At 60.7% G+C, this 17,030-nt stretch carries 12 protein-coding genes and 1 pseudogene; 1 reads left to right on the forward strand and 12 read right to left on the reverse strand.

Annotation, left to right across the window (positions count from 1 at the left end; genetic code table 11):
* Positions 1-51: 51 nt before the first annotated feature.
* Positions 52-3,550, reverse strand: a pseudogene (dnaE, locus tag MF410_RS10740) (DNA polymerase III subunit alpha).
* Between the two features lie 503 nt (positions 3,551-4,053).
* Between dnaE and MF410_RS10745 the strand changes: the two are divergent.
* Entirely contained in the window at positions 4,054-4,518 is a 465-nt protein-coding gene (locus MF410_RS10745) for a DUF5680 domain-containing protein (protein ID WP_097627226.1), read from the forward strand.
* Positions 4,519-4,526: 8 nt separating this feature from the next.
* On the opposite strand, the gene MF410_RS10750 is transcribed toward MF410_RS10745, so the two are convergent.
* The 11 genes from MF410_RS10750 to nuoK all read right to left on the reverse strand — a co-directional run bounded on the left by MF410_RS10750 (position 4,527) and on the right by nuoK (position 17,017).
* The gene (locus tag MF410_RS10750; RefSeq protein WP_097627223.1) at positions 4,527-5,210 is read right to left on the reverse strand and encodes an ABC transporter ATP-binding protein; all 684 of its coding nucleotides are present in this window, start codon (positions 5,208-5,210) and stop codon (positions 4,527-4,529) included.
* Between the two features lie 14 nt (positions 5,211-5,224).
* Positions 5,225-6,529 (reverse strand): lipoprotein-releasing ABC transporter permease subunit, encoded by a 1,305-nt coding sequence (locus MF410_RS10755; protein WP_097627221.1) that lies wholly within the window; start codon positions 6,527-6,529, stop codon positions 5,225-5,227.
* Positions 6,530-6,544: 15 nt separating this feature from the next.
* Positions 6,545-7,867, reverse strand: coding sequence for a proline--tRNA ligase (gene proS / locus MF410_RS10760; protein WP_064838076.1), 1,323 nt, complete (start codon positions 7,865-7,867; stop codon positions 6,545-6,547).
* Between the two features lie 592 nt (positions 7,868-8,459).
* Positions 8,460-8,735, reverse strand: coding sequence for a DUF1467 family protein (locus MF410_RS10765; protein ID WP_097627219.1), 276 nt, complete (start codon positions 8,733-8,735; stop codon positions 8,460-8,462).
* Between the two features lie 131 nt (positions 8,736-8,866).
* On the reverse strand, positions 8,867-9,271 hold the full coding sequence (gene mce / locus MF410_RS10770) for a methylmalonyl-CoA epimerase (RefSeq protein ID WP_097627217.1): 405 nt from the start codon (positions 9,269-9,271) through the stop codon (positions 8,867-8,869).
* Between the two features lie 2 nt (positions 9,272-9,273).
* Positions 9,274-10,944 carry a ribonuclease J gene (locus tag MF410_RS10775; protein WP_097627215.1) on the reverse strand — a complete coding sequence of 557 codons (1,671 nt, stop codon included), beginning with the start codon at positions 10,942-10,944 and terminating at the stop codon, positions 9,274-9,276.
* Between the two features lie 17 nt (positions 10,945-10,961).
* Complete coding sequence (locus tag MF410_RS10780; protein ID WP_097627213.1) at positions 10,962-11,726, reverse strand: biotin--[acetyl-CoA-carboxylase] ligase; 765 nt, start codon at positions 11,724-11,726, stop codon at positions 10,962-10,964.
* Positions 11,726-13,171: an NADH-quinone oxidoreductase subunit NuoN gene (gene nuoN / locus MF410_RS10785; protein WP_003587266.1), complete on the reverse strand. Its 1,446-nt coding sequence runs from the start codon at positions 13,169-13,171 to the stop codon at positions 11,726-11,728. Before nuoN ends, MF410_RS10780 begins: the two co-directional genes overlap by 1 nt.
* Positions 13,172-13,189: 18 nt before the next feature.
* Complete coding sequence (locus tag MF410_RS10790) at positions 13,190-14,701, reverse strand: NADH-quinone oxidoreductase subunit M (RefSeq protein WP_097627212.1); 1,512 nt, start codon at positions 14,699-14,701, stop codon at positions 13,190-13,192.
* Positions 14,701-16,701, reverse strand: coding sequence for an NADH-quinone oxidoreductase subunit L (gene nuoL, locus MF410_RS10795; protein ID WP_097627210.1), 2,001 nt, complete (start codon positions 16,699-16,701; stop codon positions 14,701-14,703). Before nuoL ends, MF410_RS10790 begins: the two co-directional genes overlap by 1 nt.
* A gap of 7 nt (positions 16,702-16,708) precedes the next feature.
* The gene (gene nuoK, locus MF410_RS10800; RefSeq protein WP_049734055.1) at positions 16,709-17,017 is read right to left on the reverse strand and encodes an NADH-quinone oxidoreductase subunit NuoK; all 309 of its coding nucleotides are present in this window, start codon (positions 17,015-17,017) and stop codon (positions 16,709-16,711) included.
* Positions 17,018-17,030: the final 13 nt, after the last annotated feature.

Below are 17,030 nucleotides of genomic sequence, written 5' to 3' on the forward strand. Positions count from 1 at the left end.
CACCCCGGGATGATCAAATCGCCCAGGGTGATGTGCATCACCCCGAGATGATCAGACAAGCTCGACATCGACAACACCGGGGGCGGCGCGAAGAGCGGCGGCGATCTCCGGCGTGATGCGGTATTTCTCAGCCAGCGCCACTTCCACCTCGCGTTTGCCCTCCTCCTTGATGACGATGAAGGAAACGAGGCCATCGCCCCTGGCGTTGAGATGGCCGGCGACCATCTTCAGCGGCCCGGAATTCTCTGATATAGACGCGCAGCGCCTTCTGCATCTGCAGCGACTTTTCCTCCAGCGACTGGATCGTCTGGATGCGCAGGCCAATCCCCTCCGGCCGCTCCTCGCCGGTGGCGGTCAGCACGAAGGATTTTCCCGACTCCAGCACGTCGCGGTACTGGTTGAGCATTTCCGAAAACAGCACCGCCTCGAACTGGCCCGAAGAATCGGAAAAGACGATGATGCCCATCTTGTTGCCGGTGCGGGTCTTGCGCTCCTGCTTCGAAATGACGGTGCCGGCGAGGCGCGCATTGAAGGCGCCCTGTTTGATCGCCTGGGAAAATTCGGCAAAGGTCTGCACCCGCATCTTCTGCAGGAGGTTGTTGTAGGAATTGAGCGGGTGGGCGGTGAGATAGAAGCCTAGCACCTGGAATTCCTTGAGCAGCCGCTCGGAGGCAAGCCAGGGCGAAAACGGTGGAAGGGAAATCTTCTCGGGCCCCGAGGTCAGCGTGCTGCCGAAAATATCCGACTGGCCGCTCAGCTTGTTCTCCTGGGCGCGCTGGGCATAACCGAGGATGCGGTCGAGGCCGGCTGAAAGCTGGGCGCGATCGGTGCCGAAACAATCAAAGGCGCCGGCAAAGATCAGGCTTTCCAATACACGGCGGTTGACCTGGCGCGGATCGATGCGCAGGCAGAAATCCTCGATGCCGGCAAAGGGCTTGTCGCCACGCACCTCGACGATATGGTCGACGGCGGATTCGCCGACGCCCTTGAGGGCGGCCAGCGCGTAATAGATGCGGTTGTCGCCGGTCTGGAAATGGCGGAAGGACGTCTGCACCGAGGGTGCGATCACCTCGATGCCTAGCCGCTTGGCATCCTGGCGGAAGTCATTGACCTTTTCCGTGTTGGACATGTCGAGCGTCATCGAGGCGGCGAGGAATTCGACCGGATAATGCGCCTTCATATAGGCCGTCTGGTAGGAGACGATCGCGTAAGCAGCGGCATGCGACTTGTTGAAGCCGTAATTGGCGAACTTCGCCAGCAGTTCGAAGATATTGTCGGCCTGCGGCTTCGAGACGCCGTTCTTGACGGCGCCGACGACGAAGCGTTCGCGCTGCTGGTCCATCTCGGCCTTGATCTTCTTGCCCATGGCGCGGCGCAGAAGATCGGCCTCTCCGAGCGAGTAACCGGACAGGACCTGGGCGATCTGCATCACCTGTTCCTGATAGACGATGACCCCTTGGGTTTCCTTGAGCAGGTGGTCGATCATCGGATGGATCGATTCCAGCTCTTCGTCACCGTGCTTGCGGGCATTGTAGGTCGGGATGTTCTCCATCGGACCCGGGCGATAGAGCGCCACCAGCGCGATGATGTCCTCGATGCAGTCCGGCTTCATGCCGATCAGCGCCTTGCGCATGCCGGCACTTTCCACCTGGAACACGCCGACCGTCTCGCCGCGCGACAGCATCTCGTAGGTCGGTTTGTCGTCGAGAGGAATGGCCGCGAGATCGACCTTGATGCCGCGCTTGGCGACGAAATCGACGGCGACCTTCAACACCGTCAGCGTCTTCAGGCCGAGGAAGTCGAATTTGACGAGGCCGGCCTGCTCCACCCACTTCATATTAAACTGGGTAACCGGCATGTCCGAGCGCGGATCGCGATACATCGGCACCAGCTTGGAAAGCGGGCGGTCGCCGATGACGATGCCGGCGGCATGCGTCGAGGCGTGGCGGTAAAGCCCCTCGATCTTCTGGGCAATGTCGAGCAGGCGGGCGACGACGGGCTCCTTCGCCGCCTCCTCCTGCAGCTTCGGCTCCTCCTCGATCGCTTTGGAGAGCGGCGTCGGATTGGCCGGATTGTTCGGCACCAGCTTGCAGATCTTGTCGACCTGCCCATAAGGCATCTCAAGCACGCGGCCGACGTCACGAAGGGCGGCGCGCGCCTGCAGCGAACCGAAGGTGATGATCTGCGCCACCTGCTCGCGGCCATACTTGGCCTGGACGTAGCGGATCACCTCTTCGCGGCGGTCCTGGCAGAAGTCGATGTCGAAGTCCGGCATCGAGACGCGTTCCGGATTGAGGAAGCGTTCGAAGAGCAGCGAAAACCGCAGCGGATCGACGTCGGTGATCGTCAAAGCGTAGGCAACCAGGGAACCCGCGCCCGAACCGCGGCCGGGACCGACCGGAATGTCGTGCTGCTTGGCCCATTTGATGAAGTCGGCAACGATCAGGAAGTAACCGGGAAAACGCATGCGCTCGATGACGCTGAGTTCGAAATCCAGCCGCTCGCGATAATCCTTTTCCTCGTAGCCCGGTGACATGCCGAGCGTCGAAAGCCGCATATCCAGCCCTTCCACAGCCTGGCGGCGCAGTTCGCTCGCCTCGGCGCGTTCAGCCTCCTCGGCGTCGTCAGTCGCGCCGGTGAAGCGCGGCAGGATCGGCTTTCGCGTCTTCAGCACGAAGGAGCAGCGCTTGGCGATCTCGATCGTGTTTTCCAGTGCTTCCGGCAGATCGGCGAAGAGCTTGGCCATCTCGGCCCGGCTCTTCAGATAATGGTCCGGGGTCAGGCGAAAGCGGCTGTCGTCGGAGACGATGGCATTGTGGGCGACCGCCATCAGCGCATCATGGGCGTCGTAATCGTCGCGTGTCGGAAAGAAGGCCTCGTTGGTCGCAACCAGCGGCAGGTCATTGCTATAGGCGAGGCCGATGATCTTTTGTTCGTGACGTTTGTCGTAAGTGCCGTGCCGCTGCAATTCGACGTAGAGCCTGTCGCCGAAGAGACGTTTCAGCACAAGCAGCCGGGCCTCCCCCTGCGCGGGATGGCCTTCCTTGATCGCCGCGTCGACAGGCCCGGTCAGGGCGCCGGTCAGGGCGATCAGCCCTTCCGTGCCGGCCTCCTCCAGCCAGGAGGCACGGATATGGATAGCCTGGTTGCTTTCACCGCCGAGATAGGCGCGGCTGACGAGATCGACCAGTCGTTCGTAACCGGCATCCGTGGCGGCGAGAAGAACGATCGACGGCAGCTTGACCAGCGCCTGCTGGCCGCCGCGCTTTTCCGTTTCCAGCCCGTCTTCCATGTCGATCGAGACCTGGCAGCCGATGATCGGCTGCAGGCCGTCGTCCATCGCCTTCTGGGAGAATTCCAGCGCGATGAACAGATTGTTGGTATCGGTGATGGCGATCGCCGGCTGGCTGTCGCCGGTTGCCTTGTAGAGGATCTTCTTCAGCGGCAAGGCGCCTTCGAGAAGCGAATAGGCGGAGTGGACCCTCAGGTGGATGAAGCCCGGCGTGCCGCCGATCGCCTCGCCCGTAGAACCCTTTGCCGTATCCGCCATGTCATGCCTTCCCAATCACCCGAATGAGTCGGACGCATTGTCGGCATAGAGGGCGATGATGTCCAGAACAAGTCCCGCTTGCGGACCGCATGATGGCCATGCGGTCCCCTGAAAACTTTAGATCGCCATGACGATGAGCGAGAAGCTGGCGACGAACATTGCGATGGAGGTGAATGCTGCGATATCACGGATCATGTCAGTCATTTGGCTCTCATTTACTCGTTATGTTTTCAATTTGTTCGATTTATGTTCCATTGTCAACAGGAATCTTTTCCTTCTTTCTTGCGTTTTAAAATCCAGGACGCGAATCGCGAATCGATGAGAGTGCCAAGCGATACGATGGGCTGCGCCTGTTCTCTCGCGATCGGTGACGGATCGGACAGGCTACTCAAACGGCAGTGCGCCTCTCGCAGCGACCCGCCTTGCTTGCCGTTTTTGTTCTGTTTCTGTTCTTTACATGCCGCAGCATATTTGCCAGCATCCGGCCGAGAGGAGAACGGGATATGCTCGACATTGCAATGCTCAATGAATTCGTCGTGGAGGCCAAGGCTGCGACCTATGTCGGCGGCGGTGTGCCGCGCGTGCCCTGCCGGCCGGGTGCCCACGATATCGGCTATGAGTGCGGCGACTGGCGCTATCTCGACAGCTACTTTGGCGGCACCGATTTCGCGGGACAGGAGGTTGTCTGGTTTGCCGGGGAGCCTGTCTGGGTGATGAATTATTTCGGCTGGATCGTTGTCCCTGAGCTCATCGACGGCGCTGCCGCCGGCGCGGTGATCAAGGCGGCACTTTCAGCCATGTATCAGCAGGGGCGCTTTCTCGGCGGAATGGAATTCGATCATGCGTTCGGCCGCTACATCGATCACAGCGAAGGGAACTGCGAGCGGTTCAGCGGCAATGAATGCATCATGGTCGATGACCGGAAAGCCTATATGCTCGATTATCGCGGCGGGCTAGTCATCCCCTGACCTCAGTTTCAGAAATCGACGATCTTGCCATCCGAGATGGTCACACGCCGATCCATGCGGCGGGCGAGTTCGTGATTGTGGGTGGCGATGAGGGCCGCGAGGCCGGACTGGCGCACCAGCGCCTCCAGCGCATCGAAGACGTAGCTTGCCGTTTCCGGGTCGAGATTGCCGGTCGGCTCATCGGCAAGCAGCAGGGTCGGCGCATTGGCGACGGCCCGGGCGATCGCCACGCGCTGTTGCTCGCCGCCGGAGAGTTCGCCAGGGCGATGGGCGCCGCGGTGGCCGATGCGCATGTAATCGAGAAGCTGGCCGGCCCGCTCTCCGGCTTCCTTCCAGGACAGCCCGGCGATTAGCTGAGGCATCATGATGTTCTCAAGTGCGGAAAATTCCGGCAGCAGGTGGTGGAACTGGTAGACGAAGCCGATTTCGCTGCGGCGGATCGCGGTGCGTTTCTCATCGCTCAGGCCGTCACAGGCATGGCCGCTGATGTTGACTTCACCGCCGTCCGGATGCTCCAACAGGCCGGCGATATGCAGCAGGGTCGATTTGCCGGTGCCGGAGGGAGCGACGAGAGCGACGATCTCGCCCTTCGACATCGAAAAATCCGCGCCCTTCAGGATCGGCAGCAGCGTATCGCCCTGCCCGTAATGGCGCTCGACGCCGGTAAGCTTGAGAACGACGTTGCGTTTCATAAAGGCGGCATTCCTTATTCGTAGCGCAGGGCCTGCACCGGATCGAGCCTGGACGCGCGCCAGGCCGGAAAGATGGTCGCGATGAAGGAGAGCGTCAGCGCCATGATGACGATCGAGATCGTTTCGCTGAGCTGCATCTCGGCCGGCAGCTGACTGAGGAAATAGACCTGCGGATTGAAGATCACCGTGCCTGAAATCCAGGAGAAGAACTGACGGATGGATTCGATGTTGACGCAGACGAGAACGCCGAGCAGCACGCCGGCAACAGTGCCGACGATCCCGATCGCCGCCCCGGTCATGAAGAAGATGCGCATGATCGCGCCGGCGCTGGCGCCCATGGTGCGCAGAATGGCGATATCGCTGCTCTTGTCCTTCACCAGCATGATCAGGCCGGAGATGATGTTCAGAGCCGCGACAAGCACGATCAGCGTCAGGATCATGAACATGACGTTGCGCTCGACCTGCAGCGCCGAAAAGAAGGTCTGGTTGCGCTGGCGCCAGTCGGTGAGGTTGATCTGGCGGCCGGCCGCTTCCTCCACCTTGGGCCGCAGAGTGTCGATATCGTCGGGGTGATCGACGAAAAGCTCTATCGACTGCACCAGTCCCTCGGCATTGAAATAAAGCTGCGCTTCCTCGAGCGGCATGAAGATGATCGAAGAATCATATTCCGACATGCCGATCTCGAAGAGGCCGGAGATCTTATAGGACTTAACGCGCGGGCTGACGCCCATCGGTGTAATGTCACCATCCGGCGAGGTCAGAGTGATGAGGTCGCCGACGCTCAGGCCGAGCTGGTTGGCCATGCCGGTGCCGATCAGCACGCCCTGGCCGGAGGCAAAACCGACCATGTCGCCGGATTTGATGTTCCCGGAGATCGTCTTGAGCTTGGTCAGGTCCTCGGCGCGGGCGCCGCGCACCAGCGCGCCGGTGCTACCACCGGCCTGGGCGGAGGCGAGCACCTGGCCTTCCACCAAAGGCAGCGCCATCTTCACTCCCGGTACGGCAGCGAGCCTGCTGGAAAGGTCGGCATAATCGGTGAAGGGGCCATCGGACGGCTGGACGATCATATGGCCGTTGATGCCGAGGATGCGCGAGACGAGCTCGGTGCGGAAGCCGTTCATGACGGCCATGACGATGATCAGCGTCGCAACACCGAGCATGATGCCGACGAAAGAAAAGCCGGCGATCACTGAGATAAAAGCTTCCTTGCGGCGGGCGCGCAGGTAGCGCCACGCCACGAGGCGTTCGAAAGTGGAAAATGGCTTGCCAGCCGGACCCAAGCCGGATTTCGAACTCCGGTCCACTGCTGCCTCTGCCATTTCGCCTCCGTTTCCTTAAGCCACGAACCTGTTGATCGCCGCTTCGATGGTCATCGTTTCGCGGGCGCCAGTCTTGCGGTCCTTCACTTCGACCTCGCCGTTGGCGACCGCGCGCGGGCCGGCGATGATCTGGACGGGTACGCCGATCAGGTCGGCGGTCGCGAATTTCGTGCCGGCCCGGTCGTCGGTATCGTCGTAGAGCACATCCTTGCCGGCCTTGGTGAGCGCCGCATAGATCAGCTCGCAAGTATCGTCGCAGGCTTGATCGCCCGCCTTCATGTTGATCACCACGATATCGAAGGGCGCGACCGAGGCCGGCCAGATGATTCCGTTGTCGTCATGCGATGCTTCGATGATGGCGGGAACAAGGCGTGTCGGGCCGATACCGTAGGAACCCATGTGAACGAAGTGTTCCTTGCCGTCGGGGCCCTGCACTTTCGCGCCCATCGCCTCGGAATATTTCGTGCCGAAATAGAAGATGTGGCCGACCTCAATGCCGCGCGCCGACAGGCGCTCGCCTTCGGGGACGGCGTTGAAGGCCGCCTCGTCGTGCATTTCCGAAGTCGCCGCATAGAGCGAGGTCCACTTGTCGAAGATCGACTTCAGGCCCTCGACGCTGTCGAAATCAGTGCGGTCGTCGGGAATATCGAAGCCGACGAAATCCTTGTGACAGAAGACCTCGGATTCGCCGGTATCGGCGAGGATGATGAATTCGTGGCTGAGATTGCCGCCGATCGGGCCGGTATCGGCGCGCATCGGAATGGCGCGCAGGCCGAGCCGATCGAAGGTTCTGAGATAGGCGGCGAACATCTTGTTATAGGAATGCTCCGCCCCTTCGCGCGTCAGATCGAAGGAATAGGCATCCTTCATCATGAATTCGCGCGAGCGCATCGTGCCGAAGCGCGGACGGATCTCGTCGCGAAACTTCAGCTGGATGTGATAGAGATTGAGCGGCAGGTCCTTATAAGATTTGACCGAGGAGCGGAAAATATCCGTCACCATCTCCTCATTGGTGGGACCATAGAGCATCGGCCGATCCTGGCGGTCCTTGATGCGCAGCATCTCCTTGCCATAGGCGTCGTAGCGGCCGCTTTCCTGCCAGAGTTCGGCCGATTGCAGGGTCGGCATGGACAACTCGATTGCGCCGGCCCGGTTCTGCTCGTCGCGAATAATGGCGTTGACCTTGTCGAGCACGCGTTTGCCGAGCGGCAGCCAGGAATAGATGCCCTGCGACTGCTGGCGGATCATGCCGGCGCGCAGCATCAGCCGGTGGGAGACGATTTCCGCCTCCTTGGGGTTTTCCTTGAGGATGGGCATGAAATAGCGGGACAGACGCATGGCGGATTCCGAAGCAGTTGAGATCCCGCAGCAGGCGGAATCGAAAGACAATGGTTAATGTCGGGAGCGTTCATAGCCGCTTCGCGGCAGGAAGGAAACCCGCAACTGATGCCGGCAACCTCCCGCACGCGCATGTTCGGCCCCGCAAAATGACAGGGCATGAAAAAGCGCGTGTTTATAAGGACTTAAACGAAAATCTTGTCAACAGAAAAATTTTGCTAGAGTGTAGCAAAAATGCAAAAAAAGCTAATGACAAAGCCCAATGTTTGAGCTAGCTTTAGCTCACAAAACAGGCAGGAAGGATAAATTCTTGCCGAATTCGCGGTCAAGTCTTGGGAGGATCAGATCTTAGGCGCGCTCGTCGCTGCCCCGGCAACGGTTACAGATCACGCGATACTTAAAACAAGGCTTTTAGCCTTGTTTTTTTTGGCTTTTCGGCTTCATCCGACCCCAAAAATCCAGCCAACTACCGTAAGGGAATGATGCTCATTCCGTAACGGCAGCTCTTTTGCCGCAACACCATGACGCTGGTATGACGAAGGTCGCTTTTTAATGATATACATATGCCCAAAGTTTGGGCAAAAGTTTGATCTTAATAGAAGCTCGGCCCGAGTTGTGGAAGGGCATCGAAGCCCCAGCCGAAATAGGTGTCGCAGACATACCAGGTGCCGTAGACCAGAGCCGAGATCAGCGTCGTCAGCGAAAAGGTGAAGACGGCACGAAAGCGGCTCGGCGCGCTTGGAACGGTGCCGAGCACGACATCATTGTCCTCGGCCTGGGTGCGCAGACCGATCGGCAGGACAGCGAAAAGCGTCATCCACCAAATGATGAAGTAGACGGCAAATCCCTGAAGAAATATCTGGAGCATTGGGGTTCCCGGTGGTGTCGCGCCGACAGACGTTCTGTCACTTTGAGCTAGGCGCCCTTATACGGCGGAATGGCAGCCAACTCAAAGCCGATGAAGCGCTTGGCCGCCTTGAGGGCATTCTGCCGCAGGCTTCACGCCTGTTCGAGTTCGATCAGCGTGCCGAAGAAATCCTTGGGATGCAGAAAAAGCACCGGCTTGCCATGCGCGCCGGTCTTCGGCTGGCCGTCGCCGAGCACCCTCGCCCCGGCCGCGACCAGCCGATCACGCGCAAGCAGGATATCGTCCACCTCATAACAGATGTGGTGCATGCCGCCGGACGGGTTCTTTTCGAGGAAGGCTGCGATCGGCGAGGTTTCCCCAAGCGGCTGCAGCAATTCGACCTTCGTGTTCGGCAATTCGACGAAGACGACGGTGACGCCGTGTTCCGGCAGAGCCTGCGGCTGCGATACGGCAGCACCCAGCGTGTCGCGATAGGCGGCCGTCGCCGCTTCCAGATCGGGAACGGCGATGGCGATGTGGTTTACCCGGCCAAGCATGGTCAGACCTTGGTGACGAAGGCGGTGACAATCGGCTTCTTGCCCCAGGCATGGTTGGCAGAGGCGCGGATAGCGCGGCGCACGGCCTCCTGCACCATGTCGATATCCTTGCGACGGGCGCGCGGAATGCTTTCGATAGCACTGATCGCCGCATCGAAGAGCGTATCTTCCATCTCTTCGCCCTCGTCGTCGTAGACAGGCAGGCCGATCGAAACGAGATCGGGATCACCGACGATGTCATAACGGGCGTCGAGCACGACGCTGACTGCGACATGGCCAACATAGGAGAGCTTCTTGCGCTCGCCGATCCCCATCTCGTCGAAATCGCCGATCAGCGAGCCGTCCTTGTAGATGCGGCCATGCGGCGCCTGGCCGATCACCTCGGCGGGGCCGGGTGCCAGCCGCAGAATGTCGCCGTTGCGCACCCTCGGCACGATGGCGATGCCGGATTGCTCGGCAAGTTCCTTATGCGCCGTCAGATGCGTCGCCTCACCATGCACCGGCACGACGATCTTCGGCCGCGTCCACTCATACATCCGCTGCAGCTCGTTGCGGCGGGGATGGCCGGAAACGTGAACCAGCGCCTCGGTATCGGTGATGATGTGTACGCCCTGCTCGACGAGGCCGTTCTTGATGTCCTGGATCGCCTTCTCGTTGCCGGGAATGGCGCGGGAGGAAAAGACGACGATATCGCCTGCCGCAAAGGCAACATTGCGCATCTCGTCGCGGGAGAGCTTGGCAAGCGCTGCCCGTGCCTCGCCCTGGCTGCCGGTCAGGATGACGACGACCTTATCGCGCGGGATGTAACCGTATTCTTCCTCGGAGATGAAGGGTTTCACGCCCTCCATCAGGCCGATATCCTGGGCGACGTCGACAACCCGCTTCAGCGAGCTGCCGAGCAGCAGCACTTCGCGGCCAGCCGCCTCGGCCGCCTCGGCGACGGTGCGGATGCGCCCGACATTCGACGAGAAGGTGGTGATCGCCACCCGGCCCTCGGCATCTTCGATGATCTTGCGCAGGCTTTCCGAGACATCCTTTTCGGAGGGCGAAACACCGTCGCGCAGCGCATTTGTGGAATCGCACATCAGCGCCAGCACGCCCTCGTCGCCGAGCTGGCGGAACCGCGTCTCATCGGTCAGGGGGCCAAGCGAGGGCTCGTGGTCGATCTTCCAGTCGCCGGTATGGATGACATTGCCGGCCGGCGTGCGGATCATCAGCGACATCGGCTCGGGGATCGAATGGTTGACGGCAACGCCTTCGATGCTGAAGGGGCCGACATTGATCGTGTCGCCCGCCTTGAACGGCGTCACCGGCACTTCGCCGATCCTGGCCTTTTCGAAATTGCGCTTGGCTTCGAGCAGACCAGCGGTAAAGCCCGAGGCATAGACCGGCACGTTCAGGCCCGGCCAGAGATCAGCGAGCGCGCCATAGTGGTCTTCATGCGCATGCGTGATGATGATCGCCTTGAGATTCTTGCGCTCACTGGCGAGGAAGCGGATATCGGGCAGCACGAGGTCGACGCCCGGCAGGTCGGGGCCGGGAAAGGTGACGCCGCAATCGACCATGATCCATTGGCGATGCTCGGGCGGGCCGTAGCCATAAAGAGCGAGATTCATGCCGATCTCGCCAACGCCGCCCAGAGGCAGGAATACCAACTCGTCCTGTTTCGCCATAATTTTCGTTTTTTCCGCTATCCAAAAAACACATCACCGGCAGCAATGGGCATTATCCTGCCAGTGCCGGTATCGAGCATCAACAAGCCATTATCATCAATTCCGGCGAATTGTCCGGAAATCGATCTGTCCGGCAAATTCACCGTGATCTTTTCGCCGATGCCGCAGGCGATCGCGCGCCAGAGTGCTGTGATCTCGGCGATGCCCCGGCCCTCGTCCCATTGATCAAGCACATCCGCCATCGCCGCGAAGAGATGGGCGAAGAGTTCTTCCGGCGACGCCGCACTTGCATGGTCACGCAGGCAAGTGACGGGATAGAGCGGATTATCCGGCATGACCGAAACATTGATTCCGATGCCGACGATCAGAGCGTAACGGCCGTCCGGTAGCCTCTCGCCTTCGACGAGAATGCCGCAGGTCTTCTTGCGGCCGATGAGGATGTCGTTCGGCCATTTGACCTCGAGCGGCTCGGCGCCCGGCGGCAGCACATGGCGGATCGCCTGGTGCACGGCAACGGCGACGGCAAGCGGCAGGGAACTCAGGCGCTCCATCGGCGCCGGATCGATCAGCAATAGAGAGGCGTAAAGATTGCCGCGTTCGGACACCCAGAGCCGGCCGCGGCGGCCGCGTCCGCCGGTCTGCCGTTCGGCCGTCACCCAGAGATTGCCGCCGTCGCCCGCCCGAGCCCGGGCAAGGCATTCGCTGTTGGTGGACGATGTTTCCGACAGAGCCTCGTGCCTGAAATCGCCGAGCGATATCCGGCGCCGTCCGTCGGAAGCCATCAAAAGAGCGTCGCGGCGGCCAGCTCTGCCGCGCCGCCGATCGGGCCGCCGATTAGGACATAGGCGGTGACGAAGAGGCCGGAGAGACCGAAGACCAGACGCAACGAACCGGAGACGCGGGCGAATTCGCCGGTCGCCTCATCGAACCACATCAGCTTGATGACGCGCAGATAATAGTAAGCGCCGACGACCGAGGCGAGAACGCCGATGATGGCAAGCGCATACAGCTTGGCTTCAATGGCAGCGACGAAGACGAAGTATTTGGCGAAGAAGCCGGCGAGCGGCGGAATGCCGGCAAGCGAGAACATCAGCGCCGTCAGCACCACCGCCATGAACGGGTTGGTGGTGGAGAGGCCGGCGAGATCGTTGACCTCCTCGACCACGGTGCCGTCCTTGCGGCGCATCGACATGATGATCGCAAAGGTACCGAGGGTCATGACCATATAGATGACCATGTAGAGCATGACACCGGAAACACCGGTCTGATTGCCGGCGGCAAGGCCGACCAGCGCATAGCCCATGTGGCCGATCGAGGAATAGGCCATCAGCCGCTTGATGTTCTTCTGGCCGATCGCGGCAAAGGAGCCGAGCAGCATCGAAGCGATCGAGATGAAGACGACGACCTGCTGCCAGTCGGCCAGAACCGGCTGGAAGGCAGTGATGACGATGCGGGTCATCATTGCCATGGCGGCAACCTTGGGGGCTGCGGCCAGGAAGGCGGTGACCGGCGTCGGCGCGCCTTCATAAACATCCGGCGTCCACATATGGAAGGGAACGGCGGAGATCTTGAAAGCGATGCCGGCGAGGATGAAGACCAGGCCGAAGATCAGACCGAGCGAACGCGCACCCTCGACCGAAAGCGCCTGGGCGATCTCGGAGAAGTGGGTGTGGCCGGTAAAACCGTAGACCAGCGACATGCCGTAGAGCAGCATGCCGGAGGAAAGCGCGCCGAGGACGAAATATTTCAGACCGGCTTCGGTCGACTTCAGGCTGTCGCGGTTGATCGCGGCAACGACATAGAGCGCCAGCGACTGCAGTTCCAGCGCCAGATAGAGCGAGATCAGGTCGTTGGCCGAGATCATCAGCAGGATGCCGAGGGTCGCCAGCACCAGCAGAACCGGGAACTCGAACTTGTCGAGCTGATTTTCCCTGGCATGGCCCATCGTCATGAACAGGGCAACCAGTGAACCGATGAGCGCTACCAGCTTCATGAAGCGCGAGAAGCCGTCGGCCATGTAGACGCCGCCATAGGCAAGGCCTTCCGCCGGCACGAAGAGCAGCCACAGACCGGCGGCGAGCAGCAGGACGATGGCGAGGCCGGTGACGACGAGGCCAGACCGCTCGCCTGAGAAGACGCCGACCATCAACAGGACAAGGGCGCCGACCGCGAGGATGAGCTCCGGCGCGGAAAGATGCAGACTGAGGAGAATTGTTTCAGCGGTCATGTCCGATAAGTCCCGTCATCAATTCATAGACAGCGCAATATTCTGCGCTGCGTGCACGGCGGCCGTGTAGTTGTTGACCAGCAGATCCACCGAGGCGGCCGTCGCATCGAAGACCGGGGCCGGGTAAACGCCGAAGAAGATGGTCAGTGCGACCAGCGGGTAGAGGATCAGCTGTTCGCGTCTGGAGAGATCGAGCAGCGCCTTCAGCTTTTCCTTCTCGAGCGCGCCGAAGATCACCCGGCGATAAAGCCAGAGCGCATAGGCGGCCGAAAGGATGACGCCGGTGGCGGCAAAGAGCGCGACCCAGGTGTTGACCCGGAAGACACCCAGCAGCGTCAGGAATTCACCGATGAAGCCCGATGTGCCGGGAAGCCCGACGTTGGCCATGGTGAAGACCATCATGGCGACGGCATACTTCGGCATGTTGTTGACGAGGCCGCCATAGGCGTTGATCTCCCGGGTGTGGGTGCGGTCGTAGACGACGCCGACGCAGAGGAAGAGCGCGCCGGAGACGATGCCGTGTGAGAGCATCTGGAAGATCGAGCCCTGAACACCCTGCATGTTGGCGGCGAAAATGCCCATGGTGACATAGCCCATGTGCGCCACCGAGGAATAGGCGATCAGCTTCTTGATGTCGTCCTGCATCATCGCCACCAGCGAGGTGTAGATGATGGCGATGACCGACAGCGCGAAGACGAACGGCGCGAAATAATCGGATGCGACCGGGAACATGCCGAGCGAAAAGCGGATCAGACCGTAGCCGCCGAGCTTCAAGAGCACGCCGGCCAGGATCACCGAGCCCGCCGTCGGCGCCTGAACGTGCGCATCGGGAAGCCAAGTATGAACCGGCCACATCGGCATCTTCACCGCAAAGGAGGCGAAGAAGGCAAGCCATAACCAGGTCTGCAGCGCCGGCGGGAACTTATAGGCGAGCAGCGCGGTAATGTCGGTCGTGCCGGCCTGCCAGTACATCGCCATGATGGCGAGCAGCATCAGCACCGAGCCGAGCAGCGTATAAAGGAAGAACTTGTAGCTCGCATAGACACGGTCCTTGCCGCCCCAGACGCCGATAATCAGGAACATCGGAATGAGGCCCGCCTCGAAGAAGACGTAGAACAGCACGATATCGAGCGAGACGAAGACGCCGACCATCATCGTTTCCAGGATGAGGAAAGCGATCATGTATTCCTTCAGGCGCTTCTCGATCGAAAGCCAGCTCGCCAGCACGCAGAAGGGCATGAGGAAGGTAGACAGAATGATGAACAGCATGGAGATGCCGTCGGTGCCGACATGATAGCCGATGCCGGTGCCGAGCCAGTCATGCTTCTCGACCATCTGGAAGCCCGGATTGGCATTGTCGAAGCCGATCCAGATGAAGAGCGAGACGACGAAGGTGAAGACGGTGGTGATCAGCGAGATCCACAGCACGTTCTTCCGGCCGCTCGCGCTCTCGCCGTTCATCAAGAGCAGGAGCACCACGCCGACGAGCGGCAGGAAGGTGACCGTTGTAAGAATAGGCCAATCGGTCATCAGAAGGAACTCCCGAGCATCATCCAGGTAACAAGCGCCGCAATGCCGATCAGCATGGCGAAGGCGTAGTGATAGAGGTAACCGGTCTGCAGGCGGACGACGCGGTCGGTGACGGCGACGACCCGGGCGGCCACGCCGTTCGGGCCGTAGGTGTCGATGACGCCGACATCACCCTTCTTCCACAGGAAGCGGCCAAGCGCCTTGGCGGTGCGGACGAAGAGGAAATCGTAGAGTTCGTCGAAGTACCACTTGTTCAACAGGAACTGATAGAGAACCCGGTGCTGCCTGGCGAGGGTGCGCGGCGTCTGCGGCGAACGGATATACATGTACCAGGCAAGGGCGAAGCCGAGCAGCATGGCGATGAAGGGGCTCAGGCCCACGAGCGCCGGCACGTGATGGAACTGTTCGACGAGTTCGTTCTCGGCGCCGGTGAAGAGCGCGCCCTTCCAGAACTCGGCATATTCCTCGCCGTAGAAGCGACCTTCGAAGATCACGCCGGCAAGCACAGCGCCGATCGCGAGGAGATAGAGCGGCACCAGCATGACCTGCGGCGATTCATGAACGTGGTGCATCACTTCGTGCGAAGCGCGCGGCTTGCCGAAGAAGGTCATGAAGATCAGGCGCCAGGAGTAGAAGCTCGTAAACAGAGCCGCGATGACCAGCAGCGAGAAGGCAAAGCCTGCGACCGGCGAATGCGAAGCATAGGTCGCCTCGATGATCACGTCCTTGGAGAAGAAGCCGGCAAAGCCGATCGGCGTGAAGGGAATGCCGACACCGGTAATCGCCAGCGTGCCGATGATCATCAGGCCGCCTGTAACTTTGATATGCGGCCAAAGCCCGCCCATGTAGCGCATGTCCTGCTCGCCATCGACGGCATGGATGACTGAGCCGGCGCAGAGGAAAAGCAGCGCCTTGAAGAAGGCGTGCGTGAACAGATGGAAGATTGCCGCGCCGTAGGCCCCGACCCCGAGCGCCACGAACATGTAGCCGAGCTGCGAGCAGGTCGAATAGGCGATGACGCGCTTGATGTCGTTCTGCACCAGGCCGACCGTCGCCGCGAAGAAGGCGGTGATCGCGCCGATCACCGTGACGACGACGAGTGCGTCCGGCGACAGTTCGAAGAGCGGCGACATGCGGGCGACGAGGAAGACGCCGGCGGTGACCATGGTGGCGGCATGGATGAGGGCCGAGACCGGGGTCGGGCCTTCCATGGCATCAGGGAGCCAGGTGTGCAGCAGGAACTGCGCCGACTTGCCCATGGCGCCCATGAATAGCAGCAGGCAGACGCCGGTCAGCGCATGCGCCTTGTCGAGCTGCATGCCGAAGAGGTTGAGGATCACTTCGCTCGCCTCGCCGCCGCCTTCATGCGGGGCGAAGTTCGAGGCATTGGCGAAAATCGTGTCGAAGTTGATCGAACCGAACAGCACGAAGACGCCGGCAATGCCGAGCACGAAGCCGAAGTCGCCGACGCGGTTGACGATGAAGGCCTTCATCGCCGCAGCCGTTGCCGACGGCTTCTTGAACCAGAAGCCGATCAGCAGATAGGAGGCAAGACCGACGCCTTCCCAGCCGAAAAACATCTGCGCCAGGTTGTCGGCCGTCACCAGCATCAGCATGGCGAAGGTGAAGAGCGAGAGATAGGCGAAGAAGCGCGGGCGATGCGGATCGGTGTGCATGTAGCCGATCGAATAGACGTGAACCAGCGTCGAGACCGTGTTGACGACGATCAGCATGACGGAGGTCAGCGTATCCACGCGCAGCGACCAGGAGACGTCGATGCCGCCGGACTGGATCCAGCGCAGCACCTCGACCTTGATCGGGCCGCCTTCGCCGTGGCCCATGCCGACGGTGAAGAAGACGTACCAGGAGAGGATGGCGGCGATGATCATCAGGCCGCTGGTGACATATTCCGAAGCCTTGGCGCCGATGGCGCGGCCGAACAGGCCGGCGACGATCGCACCGATCAAGGGAAGAAAGACGATAGCCTTATAGAGGAACATGAGCCACTCAGCCCTTCATCATATTGACGTCTTCGACCGCGATCGAGCCGCGGTTGCGGTAGAAGACAACGAGAATTGCAAGACCGATCGCCGCTTCGGCAGCCGCCACCGTCAGGATGAACAGCGCGAAAACCTGGCCGACGATGTCGTTCAGGAAGGAGGAGAAGGCGACCATGTTGATGTTGACGGAAAGCAGGATCAGTTCGACCGACATCAGGATGACGATGACGTTCTTCCGGTTCAGGAAGATGCCGAACACCCCGAGCGTGAAGAGGATGGCGCTGACCGTCAGGTAGTGGGAAAGTCCGATGACCATGTTCTTTGTTCCT

It is taken from the genome of Rhizobium sp. C104, assembly GCF_022354505.1.
GTDB classification, from domain to species: Bacteria; Pseudomonadota; Alphaproteobacteria; order Rhizobiales; family Rhizobiaceae; genus Rhizobium; species Rhizobium redzepovicii.

Excerpts from the sequence above, each read along its gene's own strand:
- MF410_RS10745 (WP_097627226.1), top strand. The coding sequence starts at position 4,054 with ATGCTCGACATTGCAATGCTCAATGAATTCGTCGTGGAGGCCAAGGCT.
- MF410_RS10750 (WP_097627223.1), bottom strand. The coding sequence starts at position 5,210 with ATGAAACGCAACGTCGTTCTCAAGCTTACCGGCGTCGAGCGCCATTAC.
- MF410_RS10755 (WP_097627221.1), bottom strand. The coding sequence starts at position 6,529 with ATGGCAGAGGCAGCAGTGGACCGGAGTTCGAAATCCGGCTTGGGTCCG.
- proS (WP_064838076.1), bottom strand. The coding sequence starts at position 7,867 with ATGCGTCTGTCCCGCTATTTCATGCCCATCCTCAAGGAAAACCCCAAG.
- MF410_RS10765 (WP_097627219.1), bottom strand. The coding sequence starts at position 8,735 with ATGCTCCAGATATTTCTTCAGGGATTTGCCGTCTACTTCATCATTTGG.
- mce (WP_097627217.1), bottom strand. The coding sequence starts at position 9,271 with ATGCTTGGCCGGGTAAACCACATCGCCATCGCCGTTCCCGATCTGGAA.
- MF410_RS10775 (WP_097627215.1), bottom strand. The coding sequence starts at position 10,944 with ATGGCGAAACAGGACGAGTTGGTATTCCTGCCTCTGGGCGGCGTTGGC.
- MF410_RS10780 (WP_097627213.1), bottom strand. The coding sequence starts at position 11,726 with ATGGCTTCCGACGGACGGCGCCGGATATCGCTCGGCGATTTCAGGCAC.
- nuoN (WP_003587266.1), bottom strand. The coding sequence starts at position 13,171 with ATGACCGCTGAAACAATTCTCCTCAGTCTGCATCTTTCCGCGCCGGAG.
- MF410_RS10790 (WP_097627212.1), bottom strand. The coding sequence starts at position 14,701 with ATGACCGATTGGCCTATTCTTACAACGGTCACCTTCCTGCCGCTCGTC.
- nuoL (WP_097627210.1), bottom strand. The coding sequence starts at position 16,701 with ATGTTCCTCTATAAGGCTATCGTCTTTCTTCCCTTGATCGGTGCGATC.
- nuoK (WP_049734055.1), bottom strand. The coding sequence starts at position 17,017 with ATGGTCATCGGACTTTCCCACTACCTGACGGTCAGCGCCATCCTCTTC.